Source organism: Paenibacillus sp. GYB006, assembly GCF_036577645.1.
Classification (GTDB): Bacteria; Bacillota; Bacilli; order Paenibacillales; family Paenibacillaceae; genus Paenibacillus.
The window spans coordinates 1-18,917 of record NZ_JARBDA010000025.1; the positions used below are offsets into that span (position 1 = coordinate 1).

An 18,917-nucleotide genomic window follows, 5' to 3' on the forward strand; every position below is an offset into this window, starting at 1 on the left:
GGAACTATATGATTATGTGAATTGGTTCAACAAGCATCGCATTCATGGCACTTTAGGATACATGACCCCAATTCAGTACAAAGCTGCATCCCTTAAAAAAGTTGTCTGATTTAATGTTGACAGTCCAACAAATGATTTCATTAACTTAGTCTTAATAAAGAATGACCCTTATCATAAAGCGGTTACCAATGAGCAAAACACCCTAACAAGAGGATTAGCCCCAAAACAAAGTGAAAAGATAAATTGGCCGATATTTGAGGATGATGTTTACCCACCAAAACCTTTTAAAAGAAAGGAAGAGTAGATATGGCCCAGTGGAAAGACTCCTTGATAGAAATAGAAAAGATTGAAGTAAAATACGGAAGTACACTTAGAAATCCAGCGTCAGATACAGAAATTGTAAAAATGAATCATGATATTCATCAGAAATTAGGAAACTTTATATTACCTGAGTCATATATTGAATTTTTGAAGAAAATAAATGGGTTAGACTTTAACGGATTAGTAATCTACGGTGTTGATAAAGTTCTACTTGATAGGGAAGTAGAAGAAGATATCCATGGTTTTATTGAGACAAACGAGCTCTGGTATGAAAATGAATGGCAAAAGCAATATATATTTTTTGGAGATTCTGATACAGCATGGTATTGTTATGACCAAAAAGAGAGTGTATACGTAGAACTCGATAAACCCTCAGGGACTTTAATTCAGTCATTTGAAAGTTTTGATTCCATGTTAAGTGATGCACTTGAAACTATTCTTTTGTAATGAGTTTACCTGATGATATTTGGTAAGACAATAATTGTAAAAATGTGACCTTGATTGGCTATATGTCTTCATGGTCCTTTCAAAGAGGTTGATTATGGTCAGATATCACCATGATCAACCTCTTTTATTATGGCTTCTGACAGGACACCCAAATGATAAGAAGGTAGAAACTCCTTTAATGAGATTGGACGAAAGTTCAAAATTCTTTAAGAACGTCACAAGCGTAATTCATGAATAAGAAAAATGAGGCGAAATGAATAAAGTAGAAAGATCTTAAGTGAAATTGATGCATTGAGCTATTGGGATGCTAGAGAGAGTATAATTTATCAATAGTGTAAGTTCTGGAGGAAAAAAATGAATGTAGTGTTCGATTTGGGTAAATTCAGAAAGGCAGTAGTATGGAAGGATGACTATCCAATCCTTCCTAATGAATCAGACGATGAGTTGAAAACATCATTACAATTAAGTATGCCTGTAGTTTCTCATTATAAAAAAATAGCAGTAGAGTTGAAGTTACCTAGGCATAGTTCGTATTATGCATTGCTGGGGGTAGAATATACACCTAAGCAAACTTCAGAATTAATAATTAAAGTTAAAGTAAGTAACGACAATGATGTTTTGTATAGCTCTGAGTTTAAGATAAACGAAGAGATTTATTTAGGAATTCCTACCGAATATGCTTATTCAATTATTAATTCTGCAAAGGAAAGAATGCTAGAATCAAACTGGCAGTATGCAGGTAGTATTACTTTTGCTCTAGGAGCTCACAGTTTCGTTGGTTCTAGTGAAGCTGTTTTTTCGAAGGTCACAAATATTTTAATATCTTTATTGTCAAATGAACTGTCTTTAGATTTTTCTTTGAGTGATGCTTCTTTAATCAATGAAGAGCTAGATAAATAAAAAAGGCTACCCAGATGATCAATCTGAAAGACCGTGGAATGGAAAGAAAAACGATGAGGAGGAGAATCATGGCAGTTTTTGTATTGATGTTAAAGGAATTTGAGGACGAAGATAGGGTAGTGTATCTATATGGTCCAAATGAAAATTCAATGGGGAAAATTGAATATGACAAAAGAAAGAAGGTTATAAACCAACTTTCGTCAATTGATTCAATTGAATTCGCTGATGAGTTCTTCTTTAAGAGAGCAGGGCAACGTCTAGCAAGAATGATTATTAAAGAAAATTATAACTTTGTTGATCGAACAACTATAGAATCTTGATAATATGTACGAGACTTGCTTTTCATTGATAGATAGGAGTGGATTTTTAGGAAACCATGTTTTAATAATTTCATGAGTTAGATTAATGTTAGATTGAGATCGAGAGGAGACTGATATAAAACGTGCGAACCTATAATAAGTTAGTAAGGGATTTAATTCCGAGTATCATTCAGTCTCAGGGTAAACAGTGTAAGACTTTAATTTTAGACGAGGAAACTTACAAGTCAGCGCTGAGAGCAAAGCTGGAAGAGGAACATAGAGAATATCAAGAAGCGGAAACAGATGAACTTGCTAATGAAGAATTATCGGATATGCTGGAGGTCATCTACGCACTGGCTTCGATTCATGGTATTAGTGAAGAGGAACTAAATAAGATTCGTAAAGAGAAAGCGCATCAGTGTGGTGAATTTAAAGAAAAGATATTTCTTGTGGAGGTAGATTAGTAGAGGCAGTGATGAAAAACGTATCTAGTAATTCACTGAATTTTCCTTTTTATGAAGTACATAAGATATAGATTGAATAGACGTTAAAGGAATAACGGCCGATGTAATATTTTACATTATTTGATAGAATTTATTCACCTTAACTAACAGTGAGAGTGAAAACCTTATGGTGAAAATAATGGTCTCACCTGACCAGCTGATGGAAGTTGTCAGACACTTCTTAAACCAGCGTCAGGAACTGGAACGGATGTGCGGTCAATTAGACAAACAAATTTATTTTATAAGTGAAGGCTGGTCAGGAGCGACAAAAGAACGGTTTTTTCAGGAGTATTTATCAGCCAGGCAATCCATGACTGTGACGATGGAGAAAATTTCGTCAATTGCCCAGCAGCTGAACTTTATAGCCAGAAGTTTTGCTGAAGCGGATGGTGAAGGAGGATCGGCGATCGTTATGCCTAGCTTACCTCCAGAAGTGGAGGCAAAGCTAGAAAGTGATGTTGATTATACTGCCTCTGTGCTTAAGGGAGTAGGAGCTACGGTCGAAGGGCTCTTTTACGATGCAGTTGGTACAGTAAAGAGTTTTTGGGAGAGTCCCTTCGGAACAGTATATGATATAGGATATGCATTTACAGTTGGGAGAGCAGTCGATGCATTATTAGGTGCACGCTTTGCATGGGATTATGCGTGGGGGACGGGGACTGCACGATCAGATGCTGAACAATTGTTAGAGCAAATAAAGCGAACAGAGGAAGAAAAAGGTAGAGGGTATTATACTGGCTATATAGTAAGTCAGGCAGCTTCTTATTTAACGATAGGAAAGCTTCTAAAGCATGATGAACCGGGTGGTTCGGGAGGTTCAGGTGGAAAGGGGAAGACTGAGGGGACGAGTACTCCTAAAGGGAATTTCGCAGGTGAAATTATTACTGAAAACATTCGTATGAGAATCGATCCACCTGATAAGGTAACCAAGTATGATCATGTTCATTTGTTTGATGAAAATGGTAACTCGGTTGATATTAATCAGAATATTGTTGATAGAAAAAGTTCTGATGCTCATATCCCATATAAGAAGTGAGGTGATATGGATGAAGGCAAGAAAAATCTTAAGTGAAATTGAAGATATGCATTATTGGGATGCTAGAGTATTAAAATTTGATTCGAGTTTCTTTGGTGACGAAATGACCCTTGTATATGAGGATACAGAGCGGAATGTCGAATTGTCCTTTACGGGATGTACAGAATTTTCCTTTCATACAACAATTGATGATAGGAGAAGACCTATAAGAGAGTTAGCTAGATCTCAAATCCCTTATTTTCTTCAAGATATTGATATCACAGATGTAGAATGTGGAGATTTTAATTTACTAAAGTGTAAAATTTTGATGCCCCCTCTTAATGTAGAAATAGTGTGTAATTTTATTTCAGTTGTAAAGATATAATTTGCTCTTTAATGTGATATAAGTTGTTTGTTTTTTTATATTTGTAACAATAGAGATAAAATTGGGAAAATTGGTTTAGGCCTCCTTTAGATAATGATACACGTTTAAGAAGAGATGAATTAGAGTATATTATCGAAAAAATAAAAAAAGTAATTAAAAAAGTAATTTCCAGACACCTGGGGGCACCTTTAAGGTGTCTTTTTTCTAGAGAAGGTCTCGTAGTGGATATAAAACACATAATAGCTAATATGAATATCAAAACCACTAATATATCGATCGTTAAGTAGAAGGAAGGTTAATAGCAAAGGAGTACATCGTTTGGATAACCTTGAAATTATACTAGTAGACTTAATAAAAGATGAGCTAGATAAGATGGTTTTTGAAGAATTTAAGATTAACGTATTAGAAGTGAAGTCATCACATTTCTTTGATAATAATAGTAAAGACGATATTGTATTTCATCAAATTAATAGTTTTCAAGAAATACTCTCACCTATTGGTACAGGAAATATATTTCTTAGTCATTTAGAAATAGGATACATTATTAAAGATGTAATGGTTGTGTTTTCCTTTGATAAGGACTATGGAGATATAACCATAAATTTTCCGGAAAATGAGTTATTTGCAGTAGACAGATCAGTACAAAAACAGAGAGCATATAAGTTGGTAGAATTTCTTTTGAGGTTAAGAGACAAGTATAACATTGCAAAAGTGAAAATTGGTTTTGAACCTGCTTCTGATGATGATACATGTTTAGTAACGATCGAAGAGGAAGTAGATGATTTAGAGCGTATTATTGAAAAAATAATAAGGTGAACTCACAAGACCTCGTGAAGAAAATGGATTCATAGAATATAAAAAGATTTAACCTAGGAACTATGTTTTCAATTTTAACTAGCTTCCCATTCATCAAATCACAGTGTTGAGATAAACTTTTATTTAACGCTAGGAAAGCCTCTGAAGAGTAAGAAGAGTGAGGTGGATTTAATTGTTTGAACTAGAAATTATTAAAGCTAATTCAGTTAAAGAAGTGAACCTCATAACAGTCGAAGCTAAACTATCAGGGAGCATAGACAGTCCATTGATAAAGACAGTTCTTGTCGATAAGGGTCAAAATGACAGACGTTTTTTTTGGAAAACTATAAATGGTGTGAATGTTCCTGTAATTAACCCAGCTGAATAAGAAAGTAAGAAATAAGTATGAGATATGTGGCTCTAGTTAAGAGATTAGACCCACACATTGAAGAGGAAGTTACACTTGAAATACAAGGAGTCGAATATACAGGTTTCACGTTTATCTGCCCTTATGAAATTGAAGTAGGAGGCAAATATCCAGTTTCAATAGGATTTACGGTTTTAGAAGGGTTAGAAATTAGTGAAGTATTTGACGGCAAAAAAGATTAGAACGAATAGGCACAAGTTATAAGTACTATATCCGTGGTATCTTAAATGAAGATTCGATTGAGGCAGGAATAGTTATTTCTGATGATGATGAATACTTTGCTAAATATCCTGAATTGATTGGCAAAGTCGTAGAATTTTTGAAAGAATAATGTTGTTAAAACCTTGTCTAGTTCCGAACCTTTCAATGTTCTTTTTTAGGTGGGTTGGGTGACGAATGAATTTATCATTTAACCAATGAACACAACTAACTCATGTTATACCCGTATGAAGGTTTTGTCGTTTTTGATTGTACGGATAAAAAAGATGACTAGATAGGGTGGAGAATAGATGTTCAAAATCAGTTATAAGTTATTTGAAAGTGAGGATGTAGAGGGAAACGAATTAAAAGGGACAGAGGGATATTTTCAGTTTGAAATTGATAATGAAACTTACGGTATTTTTATAACTGAAGAGATTGATGATTTTACAGTTTCAGTTTATTGGTGGTTGTACTATTTTTTAGAAGCCGTAAGACTTCTGAAAACGGAGAGATATGTTTTAATAAGTGATATCGAAAAATCTAATATATGGATTGAACTAAAAATGGAAAAAGATATAGTGGAGATAAGTAAGGTATCTGCTGATAAACCTGAAGGAAGTGGAGCAATAGAAACGAAAAAAGTGCCAAATTTAACATATCCGTATTGGAAAGAAAAAAGAGTTATTTATGAGGACTTGAAAAAAGAAGTAATAGATAAAACTAAGCTATATGTGGAAGAGTTAAAAGTATTAAATAATGAAAGTAATAAAGAAATTTTGAAAATGGAAAAATTAATTCTAGAGATTGAAAAATAAAGAGGGAATTTATATAGAATGACCGAAAGATAGCGAAACCAATGAGATTCTAGCCTAAGACTACATGAAAAAACTCTTTCCAAGCAAATAACGTGGAAAGAGTTTTTCTTATTCATCAACACACTTATCCGTGCAAAACCTTATTCAAACTTTGAGTCGTTTCATTGAGCTTTACAATACTCTCCACCATATTAGTAACTCGTTCCTGCTGCAATTCAGCGCTGGCAAGTACTTCTTCTACAGAAGCAGCGGATTGCTCCGTCACAGAGGATACTGAATTTAGTTCGTCATTAATTCGAGCAGAAGCCTCTTGCAGCTGACTATTGAGATTTTGCAGGTGAACTGCTTGCTCCATCACTTCGGTAGTGTTGAGGTCAATATTCGTGAAAAGTGCTTCAATAATATCAGTAGAAGTCGCTCCTGCCATCGATGCTTCTTTGCCTTCAGAAATACGTATGGCTGCACTGCTTACATCTTTCTGAATGGAGGACAAAATTTCGGCAATATCGGCTGATGACTGCTGGGTAGACTGGGCTAACTTACGAATTTCAGTAGCAACAACGGCAAAGCCCTGTCCATGTTCACCTGCACGTGCAGCTTCAATAGATGCGTTTAGAGAGAGCAGGTTCGTTTGTGTACTGATCTCCTGAATAGCGGTGAGAATCCCGCCAATTTTCTTGTTTTCATTATTTACTTTTTCAATTATTTGCGTTGTATCTTCGACGATTTCAGACACGAGGTGAATTAAAGAACTAAGTTCAGCAACCTGAATCTTTCCATCCCTCGTTAACTCCACGGCTTTATGAGCCCGGTCACTTGTGGTGTTTGAAGCATCAGATGTTCTTTGCACGGATTCATTTAATTCATGCATTGCAGTACTAATGTCAGATACACTACCTGCTTGAGATTCCATTCCCGTTGATATTTCTTGAAAAGCAAGCAGCACCTCATTATTAATCTTCCCTGCCATATTCGCATTTTCATTAAGCTCTGTTCCCGACGTAGTGATTACGTTAGATACTTGCCGTACTTCGGTCATGAGCAGTTCCATCTTTTGTCTTGCCTGTTCCGATTCTTGCATGCTATATCTCATATTTTTCAGCAATCGTTTTCCAATGGTGCTTTGTCCGAGAAGGGTAAGCCAAGTGACTAAATAATAAGCGTTGATACCTAGTGTATTTTCGCCAACATAGATGGCAAAGCAGAAATAGATGAGTACAGCGAGTCCAATGATTCCGTTGAGAAGCAGTGGCTTCATATCCATATAAAGAGAGGTGAGAACTAGTCCGAGCAACAGAATGACATAATCTCCGGGAGATTTACTTGCATACATGAAGGTAAAACAAATCACATTAAATCCAACAGCGACAAAATACATCGTCTGATTTATATACCACTTCTTTAGATAGAACAGGGTGCATACGGCTGCTACGGGAATGGCTGTGCACAGGATCGCGAGAATGATATCCAAACTTCGGTAACTTGCGGCGAGCCCAAGAGCAGTGCAAATCCATAACAACCTAACCATAAGTCCATTTCTTTTATGCAATTCACTTAATTCTTGCGTCATTTCTTTTTCCTCCCGCGTTAGGTGATGATTTATATTAGGGACCACTTGTTATAGAAATGTTCCTGCAACGTTTACGCGTTAGTTTCGCTCTTGTGAAAGGTTCGCCATATTCGTAGGTAAAACGAACTCTATAATAAAGGCCTATATTACTATATCGTCTAATTCACCCTCACATCTTAGTGTTAAAATTTAACTCTGCAATGAGATTTTATATAGAGGAATGAGTAATTAAAATCCTTCTATGTATGTATGCAAAAAAACACCCAGCCCATTAATTCTAAAGGGTTAGGTGTATAACGAATTATATATTTTACTGATATACTCGGACAATTCCTGCTCCTGTTACGAGTCTTGCCTCATTAGCTCCGCTGCCGAAGGTATGGTCCGGTTCAGATGACTCTGTTTGTTCGATCACTTCTCCAAGTAGTTCAAGTTTGCCAGAACCCGTTCCGGCAAGGAAGGTAAATGCTTCTGGGGTATCTGTTTGGAAAAAGATATCGCCTGCACCCGATTCGGCGTTCAGCTGACTTGTACTCACTTGTTTCATATCAAGGTTACCTGCATCCGTTTTGATCTCCATCGTTTTGGTGTTTAACCGTTCCACAGTAATATTACCGCTTTGTGTAATGAGTGAAATATGTTCATATGTTTTTTCAGGAATAATAAGCGTGAGATTGAGTTTTACATTATTTGGATTCGCACCTGTATGATTGGTATTGGCATCGATGTCACCCGGTACTCGTACCTCTGCAATCAGCGTTTGGCTGTTCGTTGACAGAACTAGTTCGGGGGCAGTCTCTGCATTTATCTCTTCATTATTTAGTGTAGCTGTAATATGGTCCGTATTCTGCTCCGTTTTGATGAAAATATTACCTGTGTAATGCTGACTTACTTCAATTGAATGAATATCTGCAGCATTTAATTCTTTGGTATACGTACTTCGTCCAGCAGCTGAAGTGGAGGGAGGATTCACAGTGTTATCCTGATTTGAATCTTGGCTTGGATGAACAGTTGTATCATTTTGAACGGAAGAGTCGTTCTGAATAGGAGAATTGTCATCATTATTCTCTTTACCGCAGGCACTAAGGAGCAGTATTGTGGCGAATAGGATAAAAAATAGTTTTTTCATATCACTTCACTCATTTCGTATGTAATTAGTTGGGACTCATTGTTTATATCTATCAATCTATACCCATAAACGACCGATTTGATTGGCTGTACCTACCTATATGCAGCTACTAAAGATAAACGCCCCGTTTTGCAAGGGTGTTTTTTTGTGGGTTTAAATTCCAAACCGACAATATAAATGTATAATAATGGAATATGAGACTGAGATCAGGAAAGGAGAGGGATCGTATGGTACAGCAGAATGAAGAGAGGCCTGAGCAGCCTGGTAAAACCATACCGAAAAAGGTTGAACCGGTAACGGTCAGTGAACTATTTACCTTGGGGCGAAAACCAGCAGAAGATTTGGTATATCTCTTGTTTTGGACTGGAATGATTGGGGTTTTATACAATGCTTTTGTATTCGGAAAATATATCTCAGTGACCTTCTCCCTCATGAATACACTTTCAAGTGATTTCTATGAAACTACGACTACAGGGGGAGATCATGTTCTTCTTGGTTTTGTTGCAGGTGCAATTGGTTTTGGTGTTCTGTTCGTCCTATGGAAAGTATGTTGTGAACTGCTGCTCCTTATATTCAAGTCTCTTCAGAAATATGTAGGATCGAATTTGAAAATGAGAGGTCTTAGTTTACTAATCATTTTGGTATTTTTGACCACGGCATGCAGTAATCACACATTACCAAAGGTAGACTCCCCAGCTGGTGAATTTCTAATAGAACAAGGTTATGAAATCATTCAGCAAGAAGACATAGTTTATGAACATAGGCTTGAAAAAAAAGACCTGACGCAACTGCCGCATCAAATGTACTGGAGTGTTCAATCTGTCGATGCTGCTTCGTATATAGGAAAAATCATTTACACCACTACGTTTTATGTTAAGAATCATCCGTTAGATCAAGCTCCCTCTAACCTTAAGGGCCAGACAATCGTATATGTAATGCAGACGGAGAATGAGGTGATTGGTGGGTACAGCCTACCTGACCTTGATGATCCTACAGATGGCTGGGTGTATTCACTAGATGGACGGACACTGGAGGAGTTCTCGGGGATGGACTTTGGAACATGGAGACAACAGTGGGACAGCAAGTACAAGTGACTACTATTAAATACGCTCTGCGTAGATGTAAAGGATGGCCTACCTATGAACCATTTGAAATTTATACCGATGAGCCAAAAGCACGCAAAAACCATCGCCACATGGACATACCCTGAACCTTATTCGCTATACAACATGGATGACGATGAAGAGACTATAGAGGAACTAACGGAGGGGAGTTACTATGCCGCACTTGATGAAGAAGAGCAACTTATCGGGTTTATTTGTATAGGAGAAGCGGCAAGGGTTCCGGGAGGATATGAAGCAGGAATTTACAATAATGAACAGCAAATCGATATAGGTTTAGGGATGAGACCTGATCTGACAGGAAACGGGCAGGGTGGATTGTTTTTAAAAGAGAGCCTTTCATTTATCCGTAATCTCTCGAATCATTCGTCATTACAGCTCGTTGTTGCCACATTCAATGAACGGGCTATGAAAGTATATGAGCGAGCTGGATTTCGAGAGGGACAAACCTTCCTTAGCAGGGACAGGGAATTCATAGTGATGAACCAACGATAATTATAAAAAATAAAAAACTGCACCGCTTTATTAGGAGCGTCTAACATAGGGGTGCAGTTCAAGTCATTGGTGACGGGTTCACTAAATACGGCTTTCCCATAATTGAGTTCTAGTTCTTTTTAGCGGGGGAAATCTTTAAAATTCTTTCCCTCGTATTTTTGAGAAAACCATGGTGTCCGACAGCTCCCCATAGACATCCAGACTGTCTCCGCGTAGAATTCCTTCAAGGACAAAACCGTTCCGCTCGGCTACTCTCGCGCTTTTCCCATTCCTTGCATCACAGCGAATTTCGATCCGGTTAGCCGAGAGTTCACGAATTGCGTAGTTTGTTATGGCTTCTACAGCTTCACTCATATAGCCTTGACCTGCATAGGAGCTTCTAAGCCAGTAACCGATTTCGAATTTGCGAACATCCCAGTCAATCCGGTGCAGCCCGCTGCTTCCGACCAATTGTCCATTTTCTTTGGAGAATAGCATAAGTCGTAAATCGGAACGCTCCAGAAATTTCAGATGTGCCTGCCTGATATTAATTTCCGAGTTCTCGGGAGTAAGCGAGTCATTCGCAAAAGGCATCCATGGACGCAGTTCTTCCATGCTCTCCTGAACGGCTTCATAGGAGGCAGCGCCATCCCCATATTTAGGCGCTCGGATGATCAGCCTTTTACTTTCAAAGGATTCTGGAATCGTAAGCATGATCTTTTCTGTAGTTTCATGGGTCATATTACTAGCCTCCAGTGGAAAAATTTCTCATAAACATAACATGAAATGTATTTTACTGGCAATTAAATTATTTAGGAGAGTTGATAAGTTGTATAAGTACGCAATTACAAAATATAATCCTCATTTCCGCGATGAAGAGGGAAGATATCTAAAGGAAGATTGGATTGCTATTAGTGACATAGGTAAGTTGTTTGATGGTGAGATGCTGACAGCTGACCATTATATGAAAATAGAAGACAGTTATATTCAAGCCATACAGATGGTTATGGAATATATGAAAATACCATTTTTGTTGGTTAATCAAGTCGAGAGAAGTTTTTCTTACGATACTTTTATGGAAATGAATGAACGATATCGTGAACTCTATTCTAAGGAATTACTAGAAACTTATACCCATATAAAAGACTTAGATGAGCTTGATAAAGAGCAGGTGGGTTCTTTTTGTAGATTAGTTTTGCGTGAAGATATGTGGGCTAAAGTATATTATCCTAGAAGAATGAAGGTTTTTATCGGGTATGACTATCTGATGGGAGTTCATACCTCAAAGTCGATTGAGACTATAATTCCGTTAATCGAGCAACTGGGATTGTTTGTTGAAGAACACTAACCTTTTTAATAACTTGAGGGCAGGCAAAACCATGTATCAAATCAAATCACTTCATTCGTTAGATTCACCCGGTGTATTACATAACCAAAGCAAAGTAACCCACTCGCTAGTTTTCACTGGAGTAGGTTACTTTTTTTCTGAATACAATGCTAATTCAAACGCACTTTGTGCAGATCTACCTAAATACGATACGTCGCAAAAGGTTTAGCATGAATAAACGGCTCACTGATCTGATCCAGCTCAGCACCGAGATCTGAATTCATATCAATCTCAAGGCTCTTGATATTATCGTCTAGCTGCTCTGTCTTTGTCGCACCTACGATAACCGTCGATACTGCTGGGCGGTTCATGAGCCACGCAACGGATAGAGCACTTGGGGAATAGCCGTGGGAAGCGGCAAGATCACTTACCTTACGTCCAAGCTCCAAATTATGCTCTTCTAAGAACCGGTTGAAGTTCGGATCCGTCTCGGCACGGGAACCAGCTGGAGCATTGTTTTTGCTTGTATATTTCCCTGTTAGAATTCCCCCTGCAAGCGGGAAGTAAGGGATAATACCGACACCTTGGTCAAGACACATCGGTACGAGTTCAAGTTCGGGTGTACGATCTGCCAGGGAATAACTCGTCTGAGTAGATACATAGCGCACATAATTTCGCATTTCGCTAATGCCGAGTGCCTTCATGATCTCCCAAGCAGCATAGTTAGAAGCGCCGATGTAGCGTACTTTACCGGAACGTACCATGTCGTCGAGTGCCCGGAGGGTTTCTTCTAAAGGTGTATTAGGATCAAAGGTATGAATCTGATAGAGATCCACATAATCGGTTTGGAGTCGTCTCAGGCTGTTCTCCAGTTCAAGCTGCAGGTGATAGCGGGAAGATCCACGCCCGTTAGGTTTATCGTCTTTGACAAGACCTGCTTTTGTAGCGAGTACGACTTGATCTCGCTTCCCTTGCAGGGCATGTCCAATGATTCGTTCTGATTCGGTTCCTGCATAAATATTGGCTGTATCAATAAAGTTGATACCATGATCGATGGCGTGATGGAGAATACGGGCAGAGGTTTGCTCATCCGCTCTCTTACCAAAAGAATTCGTGCCAAGTCCAAGCTGAGAGACTTGAAGTCCACTTTGACCTAGATAGTTATATTTCATTAGAAAAATGCCCCTTTCAAGATCTTCGGTAGGATTAGTCAGAAATGATCTATAGACATTAAGTATATTATTTCCAGAGAACGAGAGCAAAAGAGGTAAGAAGAATAGAGGGAAATAAACCCTCATTTATAGGAGGAAGAAGCTCTTTAATAGAGTCCACTTATGAATTGATTCAGTAGATTATTGGTTTTTAGTATGGTAATGGAAAAATAGGAGGGTGTATGTATGATAATCGTAATTCCCTTACTTATTTTATTTTTAACTATGGGCATCAATTTCCTTGTGAAGTCGAAAAAGGATTCTTCAAATAAAGGCTTCTATGAATGGATAGGAATTTCTTTAATTGTAATGGTCATCTTTTTTGTTCTGCTTTCTTCCTATCAATTCATTGCTCCGGATGATCATATAGGACATTAGCAGCTACCAGCATCTTTAAGTGGAGTAATCGATATTCTGAAATGAAGAAATTATTACAAAGAAAGGTAAGCCCCCGATCATTTATGACTGGGGACTTACCTATTTATTTTATATCTAGCTTGATGAATTAACCGATGAAACGTACATGTGTGATCAGACCATCTTCAACACGATAGACAGGAACAGCATACAGCAGATCTGTTCTTCCGCTATGTCCGTTGACTTCTTCATGATCAATGACATAAGGACCGTTTACAATCCGAGTCAGAATCTTCGCATGCAGCTCAGGACTTACTTCAAATGTCTTCGTATATCTAGCGCGAATCTCTTCTCTGTTCGTTTGTTGTACGTTGCCTGCAGCATCTTCAATAACACAATCAGGATGATAAGTACGGAGCAATGCTTCAATATCACGTGCATTGTAAGCTTCAAGCTGAGCATCAATAACTTGGGTGATAGACATAGGTAAGTCTCCTTTACGTATGGGAAGATGGGTGGGGAAAAGATGAGTTCATTTGTTCAGAATATAACAATTTTTACCACATCAATCAACTACTATTTTAAAGCAGTAAAGTTAGTGGCGAAAAACTGCCTAATCTTTTCATTCTTCTTCGTAGTCTCATGCTAATATGGACATTAGAGGTGTAGTGTATTAATGACATTCAGCTTTATGAAAATACTTCGCAGACATAAGGACAATAATAAGGAGCTGGATTTACTTGATCTTATCAAAAGATACCCATAAGCATATTACGATTGGACACATGACGTTATTTATTCCTGATTATGAACTTGAGCGCTACTTATTCATAACATCACTTGCGAATCAATTTGGAGTACAGACGAATACACAAGCGGGTCTTCTTTTGTTAGAGAAGATTCGGGAAAAGGAAGAAGGGTTGCTGGATCAACTCACCTTCGAATATGACGATGGGGGAATTATTGTTCACTCTAGCGAGGACCAAGCCGAGGCGATCCTTCGTGTGATTTTCTTGACGCATGACCTCATGGTTCCGCCTTATCAGATGAACCTAACTGATGAAGAAAAGAATAGTGCAATCGAGTACTGCAGAAATTGGGTTAGACCAACCCTGCAAACATGGAAGACTGGTGACGTATTTACGATCCCTTTGATGAATGAGGACTATGCCTACGGACAAGTAATAGGGGAGACTGCGGAGAAGAATCCGTTATGTGCACTCTTTGAATGTTGCTCGGAAGAGGTACTGGACCCTTCTTATATCGTAACTCAGCGTCCCATTGCAATCATACCGTTATTAGGCGACAAAATACATAATTATACCTTTCAAGTGATTGGGAATGCTCCCGTACTTGTTACCGGAGAAGGAGCAGTATCCGAATATCAAGGAAGAAAGATCAAACGTTTCTCCGATTCTTATTTTACCGAATTAGCAAATGCTTATTATGGACTTACAGATTGGGATGATCCAATGCAAGACAATAAGGCGTTTCTCTTACCAGGAGTAGAAGGGCCATACAATAACGCTTTAAGACCAGTGCCGAATACGGTTATTGATGTCATTCCCGGTGAGCGTATTGGAAATCTCTATCTTGGGATGAGCGAGAAAGAATGCAGTGAGGTGTTGGAATCCTATAGAAAAGAGCATCTAAAAGGTCTTTGGAATTATTCGCTTAATCATGTTTTTCGTATCGACTATGATCAGGAGGGAAAGATCTCCTTCATAGAGATGGTGACGGGTTACGAACCGGAACTTCTTCAAGTCCGTATCCATTTGCCGGAACAGACGGTGGATGCTTTTCATACGAAAGCCAAGCTACTGATTCCGATGATTGATAAAGTATCGCCTTACGACCGTTCCGAAGAGGATAACGGGTTTGCTTATTATTTTAAAGAGTTAGGTCTTGCATTGTGGCGAGGAAATGTATTTGAAGAAGAACAGATGGAGGAAGCATGGTATAAGGAAATGGGTGCTGAAAATCAGCAGGACGAGCTGCGGTTTATGTACTTTGAGACGGTCAGTGTGATGGTACCAGGTTACTATAATCAGTCCTAAAACTTGACATTAAAAAATGGAATATGGTATATAAAAGGAAGACTTAGCACTCTCTTTATTAGAGTGCTAAAATAGGTTAACGAGTAGAAGGGAGACTATTCATGGCAACGAAACAATTCCAAGCGGAATCCAAGCGTTTACTTGAAATGATGATTAACTCCATTTACACCCAGAAAGAAATTTTCTTACGGGAACTGATTTCTAACGCAAGTGATGCGATTGATAAAATGTACTATAAAGCTTTGGTGGAAGATCAACTGACTTTCCAGTCCGAAGACTACTTTATTAAAATTACGGCGGACAAAGAAAACCGCACTTTAACGATTTCCGATACAGGAATCGGGATGACACAAGAAGATCTGGAGAATAACCTCGGTATCATCGCGAACAGCGGTTCTTTTGCGTTCAAGAACGAGAACGAACTGAAGGACGGACACAATATCATTGGTCAGTTCGGGGTTGGTTTTTACTCTGCATTCATGGTGGCTGACAAGATTACCGTGATTACAAAAGCATGGGGAAGCGAGCAGGCTTACAAGTGGGAGTCCGAAGGTGCAGATGGATATACCATTGAATTAGCAGAGAAAGACAGCGTAGGAACGGATATTATTCTTCACATTCGTGAGAATACAGAAGAAGATTCTTACGATGAATACCTTGAAGAGTATCGTCTTAGAACCATCATCAAGAAGTATTCTGATTTCATTCGCTATCCGATCAAGATGGATGTGAAGACGCAGAAGCCGAAAGAAGATGCTGAGAACGAGTTCGAGGAAGTTACCGAAGAACAAACCGTGAACAGCATGGTACCGATCTGGCGCAAAAATAAAAATGAGCTCACAAATGAAGATTATGAGAACTTTTATTTTGAAAAACGCTATGGTTTCGATAAGCCGCTGAAACACGTTCATATCAGTGCAGACGGTGCAGTTGTATATAATGCTATCCTGTTTATACCGGAAAAAACACCGTTTGATTACTATACAAAAGAGTATGAAAAAGGTCTTGAACTATACTCTAACGGTGTTCTTATTATGGACAAATGCGGTGACTTGCTGCCGGATTACTTCAGCTTCGTGAAAGGGATGGTAGACTCCGAGGATCTATCACTCAACATTTCCCGTGAATTGCTGCAGCATGATCGTCAGCTGAAGCTGATCGCGAAGAACATTAAGAACAAAATCAAATCCGCACTTCAATCTATGATGAAGGATGAGCGCGATAACTACGTGAAGTTCTATGAATCCTTCGGCAGACAGCTGAAGTTCGGTGTATATAACGACTACGGCATGAATAAGGGAGATATTCAAGATCTGCTCCTGTTCTACTCTTCTAAAGAGAAGAAGCTTGTGAGCTTGGCTGAATACGTATCCCGTATGCCGGAAGATCAGAAGTATATCTACTACGCAACAGGTGAGTCTGTAGAACGTATTGACCGCTTGCCGCAAACGGAGCTTGTAGCCGATAAAGGATACGAGATTCTGTACTTCACAGATGATGTGGATGAGTTCGCAATCAAGATGCTTCAGAACTACCAGGAGAAAGAGTTCCGTTCTGTATCAAGCGGTGATCTTGGATTTGAAGCGGATGCGAATGAGCAGGAAGCGGAAGCGAAGGAAAATGAGAACAAAGAATTGTTCGAACAAATGCAAGAACTGCTTGGCAGTAAAGTGAAGAAAGTCAAAGCTTCCAAGCGTCTGAAATCTCATCCGGTTTGCTTGTCTGCTGACGGGGAAATCACGATTGAGATGGAAAAAGTGCTGAATGCAATGCCAAATGCAGATGGACAGCAAGTGAAAGCTGATAAAGTGCTGGAAATCAACGCAAATCATGAAGTGTTCAACTCACTCAAACAAGCATTTGAGAATGATAAAGAGAAGTTTGCTGTGTACACAAGCGTACTGTACAATCAAGCACTTCTAATTGAAGGCTTGCAGGTTGAAGACCCTGTTGCTTTCACTAATGATATTTGCAAAATTATGGCGTAAAAGACTTAACGATGTAGTGGAGCATATTAAAAAAGCCCAGTCCGATAGGACTGGGCTTTTTTCTTTTGATGAAAACTAATTACTCGTAGTAGCAAAAAAATAGATCAGGAAGATAGCAATATAAATAACAAGTATAATAGCCATCCATAGTAAGGACGCTTTTGCATAATTGGCTTTGCTTGGATTTGTAACCCTTCCAAAAGCCCAAACAAATAACAGCACAATATTGACAATAGGTATAGCTAAAAGGAATATCGTTAGCATCCAACTTTTCACACTTATAGCAGGGCCCTTTGGAGCACCCACCTTTTCTGGTGTAACGTATGGATCATTATTCAGCATCTTTAAATCTCCTAACTTATGTAATTTATCTGTGTATGAATCAGTTTCAAAGTATAGCATATTACAACATACCCCAGTCCTTTATAGGACTGGGGTTTCTCATTTAGCTAAAACTAATTACTCCCAACCGCAAAAAATGCGATAACGAAGATTACAATATAAATAACAATCCCGATAGCCATCCATAGTAAGGATGCTTTCGCATAATTGGACTTGTTTGGGTTGGTACTGCTGCTAAAAGCCCAAATAAATAAAAATATGAGGTTCACGAGAGGGATAGCCATCAGAAAAGTAACAAGCATCCAACTTTTCACACTTATAACAGGCGCCTCTGGAGAATCAAACTTTTTCGGTGTAACATAAGGATCATTATCTAACATTTTTCTTCATCTCCTAACTTATGTAGTTTACTGTGTATGAATTAATTTCATACTTTTTAAAAGTTACAATGAAATCAATCCGTTATATAAAATACCACTTAATTGTAAAAATTGGCAATACTTTTCACTGATTTTATTTTAACCTCAGGGTATGTTCTCCTGATGCAGTATGAAAAATAAGATGTTTTCTATCTTTCCACGTAGGGTCATTCATTCCAAGCACATCTTCAGCGGAGTCGTAACGTCTAAAATCCATATAACTGTAACGGTTGTTGAGTTCTTTCAATAGGAGTCCCCCCAGCATGGACTGATAAAAGTCATAAGAATACATGGTTTCTCCTAGACTAGTTGCGGAGTATTTAATTACTACAGCTTCATTTCCGATCGGTGAGTGAATGGTTTTATAATGTGCGTCATCGATTGCATGGCTGAAGTACAGAATGAGAAAAACAATAATAACTCCAGGCACAAATGCAGCAACAATGGTATAAATTTTAGCTATAATTCCCATCGACAACAGCACAATACTGTTGAAAATAAACATGGATAATACCAGACTATCCGGTGGAAATAGGCGGAGATAATAGCCCATGCTATGTAGTGCAATAAGCAGCACATCTATACCAATAAGTATTGAAATTATTGTATAAGTCACCTTACGAGTCAAAGGAGAGGATGTGCCCTCCGTCTCCGTCTTATGATCTTGCTCTATATCTTGGATGTGATCGTTCTGATGATTCATTTTTGCTGCTTTATACTCCAGATGATCTCGTTCGTTCATAAAACCCAGCACCCTTCGCTGTAATAACATGATCTTAAGATATAAACAATAAATAACATAAAATGGTTACAC

At 38.3% G+C, this 18,917-nt stretch carries 24 protein-coding genes and 1 pseudogene; 17 read left to right on the forward strand and 8 right to left on the reverse strand.

What is annotated here, in order from left to right:
• Positions 1-16: 16 nt before the first annotated feature.
• The 11 genes and pseudogenes from PV403_RS23670 to PV403_RS23720 all read left to right on the forward strand — a co-directional run bounded on the left by PV403_RS23670 (position 17) and on the right by PV403_RS23720 (position 6,108).
• Complete coding sequence (locus tag PV403_RS23670) at positions 17-109, forward strand: IS3 family transposase (protein ID WP_374705819.1); 93 nt, start codon at positions 17-19, stop codon at positions 107-109.
• Between the two features lie 197 nt (positions 110-306).
• Positions 307-768: a YrhA family protein gene (locus PV403_RS23675; RefSeq protein WP_332086169.1), complete on the forward strand. Its 462-nt coding sequence runs from the start codon at positions 307-309 to the stop codon at positions 766-768.
• 354 nt (positions 769-1,122) lie between these two features.
• Positions 1,123-1,668, forward strand: a complete 546-nt coding sequence (locus PV403_RS23680; RefSeq protein ID WP_213536231.1) for a hypothetical protein — start codon at positions 1,123-1,125, stop codon at positions 1,666-1,668.
• A 68-nt stretch (positions 1,669-1,736) separates the two neighbouring features.
• Positions 1,737-1,988: a hypothetical protein gene (locus PV403_RS23685; protein ID WP_332086170.1), complete on the forward strand. Its 252-nt coding sequence runs from the start codon at positions 1,737-1,739 to the stop codon at positions 1,986-1,988.
• A 122-nt stretch (positions 1,989-2,110) separates the two neighbouring features.
• The gene (locus PV403_RS23690; protein ID WP_332086171.1) at positions 2,111-2,431 is read left to right on the forward strand and encodes a nucleoside triphosphate pyrophosphohydrolase; all 321 of its coding nucleotides are present in this window, start codon (positions 2,111-2,113) and stop codon (positions 2,429-2,431) included.
• Positions 2,432-2,597: 166 nt separating this feature from the next.
• Positions 2,598-3,506: a WXG100 family type VII secretion target gene (locus PV403_RS23695; RefSeq protein ID WP_332086172.1), complete on the forward strand. Its 909-nt coding sequence runs from the start codon at positions 2,598-2,600 to the stop codon at positions 3,504-3,506.
• Between the two features lie 10 nt (positions 3,507-3,516).
• Positions 3,517-3,870, forward strand: coding sequence for a hypothetical protein (locus PV403_RS23700; RefSeq protein WP_213536217.1), 354 nt, complete (start codon positions 3,517-3,519; stop codon positions 3,868-3,870).
• Positions 3,871-4,188: 318 nt separating this feature from the next.
• Positions 4,189-4,686 carry a hypothetical protein gene (locus PV403_RS23705; protein ID WP_213536215.1) on the forward strand — a complete coding sequence of 166 codons (498 nt, stop codon included), beginning with the start codon at positions 4,189-4,191 and terminating at the stop codon, positions 4,684-4,686.
• A gap of 172 nt (positions 4,687-4,858) precedes the next feature.
• Entirely contained in the window at positions 4,859-5,053 is a 195-nt protein-coding gene (locus PV403_RS23710) for a hypothetical protein (protein ID WP_213536213.1), read from the forward strand.
• A gap of 17 nt (positions 5,054-5,070) precedes the next feature.
• A pseudogene (locus PV403_RS23715) lies at positions 5,071-5,423 on the forward strand (hypothetical protein).
• Between the two features lie 178 nt (positions 5,424-5,601).
• The gene (locus PV403_RS23720) at positions 5,602-6,108 is read left to right on the forward strand and encodes a hypothetical protein (RefSeq protein WP_332086173.1); all 507 of its coding nucleotides are present in this window, start codon (positions 5,602-5,604) and stop codon (positions 6,106-6,108) included.
• A 124-nt stretch (positions 6,109-6,232) separates the two neighbouring features.
• On the opposite strand, the gene PV403_RS23725 is transcribed toward PV403_RS23720, so the two are convergent.
• Both PV403_RS23725 and PV403_RS23730 read right to left on the reverse strand, forming a co-directional pair.
• The gene (locus PV403_RS23725) at positions 6,233-7,678 is read right to left on the reverse strand and encodes a methyl-accepting chemotaxis protein (RefSeq protein ID WP_332086174.1); all 1,446 of its coding nucleotides are present in this window, start codon (positions 7,676-7,678) and stop codon (positions 6,233-6,235) included.
• A gap of 310 nt (positions 7,679-7,988) precedes the next feature.
• Complete coding sequence (locus PV403_RS23730; RefSeq protein ID WP_213535270.1) at positions 7,989-8,807, reverse strand: DUF4097 family beta strand repeat-containing protein; 819 nt, start codon at positions 8,805-8,807, stop codon at positions 7,989-7,991.
• A 227-nt stretch (positions 8,808-9,034) separates the two neighbouring features.
• Between PV403_RS23730 and PV403_RS23735 the strand changes: the two genes are divergently transcribed.
• Both PV403_RS23735 and PV403_RS23740 read left to right on the forward strand, forming a co-directional pair.
• Positions 9,035-9,901, forward strand: coding sequence for a hypothetical protein (locus tag PV403_RS23735; protein ID WP_213535272.1), 867 nt, complete (start codon positions 9,035-9,037; stop codon positions 9,899-9,901).
• Positions 9,902-9,946: 45 nt separating this feature from the next.
• Positions 9,947-10,423 (forward strand): GNAT family N-acetyltransferase, encoded by a 477-nt coding sequence (locus PV403_RS23740; protein WP_332086175.1) that lies wholly within the window; start codon positions 9,947-9,949, stop codon positions 10,421-10,423.
• Between the two features lie 135 nt (positions 10,424-10,558).
• On the opposite strand, the gene PV403_RS23745 is transcribed toward PV403_RS23740, so the two are convergent.
• Entirely contained in the window at positions 10,559-11,143 is a 585-nt protein-coding gene (locus PV403_RS23745; protein WP_332086176.1) for a GNAT family N-acetyltransferase, read from the reverse strand.
• 88 nt (positions 11,144-11,231) lie between these two features.
• Between PV403_RS23745 and PV403_RS23750 the strand changes: the two genes are divergently transcribed.
• Positions 11,232-11,750, forward strand: coding sequence for a hypothetical protein (locus PV403_RS23750; RefSeq protein ID WP_332086177.1), 519 nt, complete (start codon positions 11,232-11,234; stop codon positions 11,748-11,750).
• Positions 11,751-11,929: 179 nt separating this feature from the next.
• Here the strand turns inward: PV403_RS23750 and PV403_RS23755 are convergent, their stop codons facing one another.
• Positions 11,930-12,901, reverse strand: coding sequence for an aldo/keto reductase (locus PV403_RS23755; RefSeq protein ID WP_213535276.1), 972 nt, complete (start codon positions 12,899-12,901; stop codon positions 11,930-11,932).
• A 225-nt stretch (positions 12,902-13,126) separates the two neighbouring features.
• On the opposite strand from PV403_RS23755, the gene PV403_RS23760 reads away from it, so the two are divergent.
• Positions 13,127-13,318 carry a hypothetical protein gene (locus PV403_RS23760; RefSeq protein ID WP_213535278.1) on the forward strand — a complete coding sequence of 64 codons (192 nt, stop codon included), beginning with the start codon at positions 13,127-13,129 and terminating at the stop codon, positions 13,316-13,318.
• A gap of 127 nt (positions 13,319-13,445) precedes the next feature.
• On the opposite strand, the gene PV403_RS23765 is transcribed toward PV403_RS23760, so the two are convergent.
• Positions 13,446-13,781, reverse strand: a complete 336-nt coding sequence (locus PV403_RS23765; protein WP_332086178.1) for a nuclear transport factor 2 family protein — start codon at positions 13,779-13,781, stop codon at positions 13,446-13,448.
• A 256-nt stretch (positions 13,782-14,037) separates the two neighbouring features.
• Between PV403_RS23765 and PV403_RS23770 the strand changes: the two genes are divergently transcribed.
• The gene (locus PV403_RS23770; RefSeq protein ID WP_332086179.1) at positions 14,038-15,354 is read left to right on the forward strand and encodes an Imm26 family immunity protein; all 1,317 of its coding nucleotides are present in this window, start codon (positions 14,038-14,040) and stop codon (positions 15,352-15,354) included.
• Between the two features lie 101 nt (positions 15,355-15,455).
• A complete protein-coding gene (gene htpG / locus PV403_RS23775; protein ID WP_332086180.1) occupies positions 15,456-17,342 on the forward strand; it encodes a molecular chaperone HtpG in 1,887 nt (628 codons plus the stop codon).
• 75 nt (positions 17,343-17,417) lie between these two features.
• Here the strand turns inward: htpG and PV403_RS23780 are convergent, their stop codons facing one another.
• The 3 genes from PV403_RS23780 to PV403_RS23790 all read right to left on the reverse strand — a co-directional run bounded on the left by PV403_RS23780 (position 17,418) and on the right by PV403_RS23790 (position 18,845).
• Positions 17,418-17,684, reverse strand: coding sequence for a hypothetical protein (locus PV403_RS23780; RefSeq protein WP_332086181.1), 267 nt, complete (start codon positions 17,682-17,684; stop codon positions 17,418-17,420).
• 113 nt (positions 17,685-17,797) lie between these two features.
• On the reverse strand, positions 17,798-18,064 hold the full coding sequence (locus PV403_RS23785; RefSeq protein ID WP_332086182.1) for a hypothetical protein: 267 nt from the start codon (positions 18,062-18,064) through the stop codon (positions 17,798-17,800).
• A 133-nt stretch (positions 18,065-18,197) separates the two neighbouring features.
• Complete coding sequence (locus tag PV403_RS23790) at positions 18,198-18,845, reverse strand: hypothetical protein (RefSeq protein WP_332086183.1); 648 nt, start codon at positions 18,843-18,845, stop codon at positions 18,198-18,200.
• Positions 18,846-18,917 lie beyond the last annotated feature (72 nt).

What these genes read in the sequence shown, in the direction of transcription:
- PV403_RS23735 (WP_213535272.1), top strand. Translation starts at nt 9,035, where the DNA reads ATGGTACAGCAGAATGAAGAGAGGCCTGAGCAGCCTGGTAAAACCATA.
- PV403_RS23675 (WP_332086169.1), top strand. Translation starts at nt 307, where the DNA reads ATGGCCCAGTGGAAAGACTCCTTGATAGAAATAGAAAAGATTGAAGTA.
- PV403_RS23680 (WP_213536231.1), top strand. Translation starts at nt 1,123, where the DNA reads ATGAATGTAGTGTTCGATTTGGGTAAATTCAGAAAGGCAGTAGTATGG.
- PV403_RS23730 (WP_213535270.1), bottom strand. Translation starts at nt 8,807, where the DNA reads ATGAAAAAACTATTTTTTATCCTATTCGCCACAATACTGCTCCTTAGT.
- htpG (WP_332086180.1), top strand. Translation starts at nt 15,456, where the DNA reads ATGGCAACGAAACAATTCCAAGCGGAATCCAAGCGTTTACTTGAAATG.
- PV403_RS23760 (WP_213535278.1), top strand. Translation starts at nt 13,127, where the DNA reads ATGATAATCGTAATTCCCTTACTTATTTTATTTTTAACTATGGGCATC.
- PV403_RS23780 (WP_332086181.1), bottom strand. Translation starts at nt 17,684, where the DNA reads ATGCTGAATAATGATCCATACGTTACACCAGAAAAGGTGGGTGCTCCA.
- PV403_RS23765 (WP_332086178.1), bottom strand. Translation starts at nt 13,781, where the DNA reads ATGTCTATCACCCAAGTTATTGATGCTCAGCTTGAAGCTTACAATGCA.
- PV403_RS23695 (WP_332086172.1), top strand. Translation starts at nt 2,598, where the DNA reads ATGGTGAAAATAATGGTCTCACCTGACCAGCTGATGGAAGTTGTCAGA.
- PV403_RS23700 (WP_213536217.1), top strand. Translation starts at nt 3,517, where the DNA reads ATGAAGGCAAGAAAAATCTTAAGTGAAATTGAAGATATGCATTATTGG.
- PV403_RS23755 (WP_213535276.1), bottom strand. Translation starts at nt 12,901, where the DNA reads ATGAAATATAACTATCTAGGTCAAAGTGGACTTCAAGTCTCTCAGCTT.
- PV403_RS23745 (WP_332086176.1), bottom strand. Translation starts at nt 11,143, where the DNA reads ATGACCCATGAAACTACAGAAAAGATCATGCTTACGATTCCAGAATCC.
- PV403_RS23725 (WP_332086174.1), bottom strand. Translation starts at nt 7,678, where the DNA reads ATGACGCAAGAATTAAGTGAATTGCATAAAAGAAATGGACTTATGGTT.
- PV403_RS23785 (WP_332086182.1), bottom strand. Translation starts at nt 18,064, where the DNA reads ATGTTAGATAATGATCCTTATGTTACACCGAAAAAGTTTGATTCTCCA.
- PV403_RS23720 (WP_332086173.1), top strand. Translation starts at nt 5,602, where the DNA reads ATGTTCAAAATCAGTTATAAGTTATTTGAAAGTGAGGATGTAGAGGGA.
- PV403_RS23685 (WP_332086170.1), top strand. Translation starts at nt 1,737, where the DNA reads ATGGCAGTTTTTGTATTGATGTTAAAGGAATTTGAGGACGAAGATAGG.
- PV403_RS23790 (WP_332086183.1), bottom strand. Translation starts at nt 18,845, where the DNA reads ATGAACGAACGAGATCATCTGGAGTATAAAGCAGCAAAAATGAATCAT.
- PV403_RS23740 (WP_332086175.1), top strand. Translation starts at nt 9,947, where the DNA reads ATGAACCATTTGAAATTTATACCGATGAGCCAAAAGCACGCAAAAACC.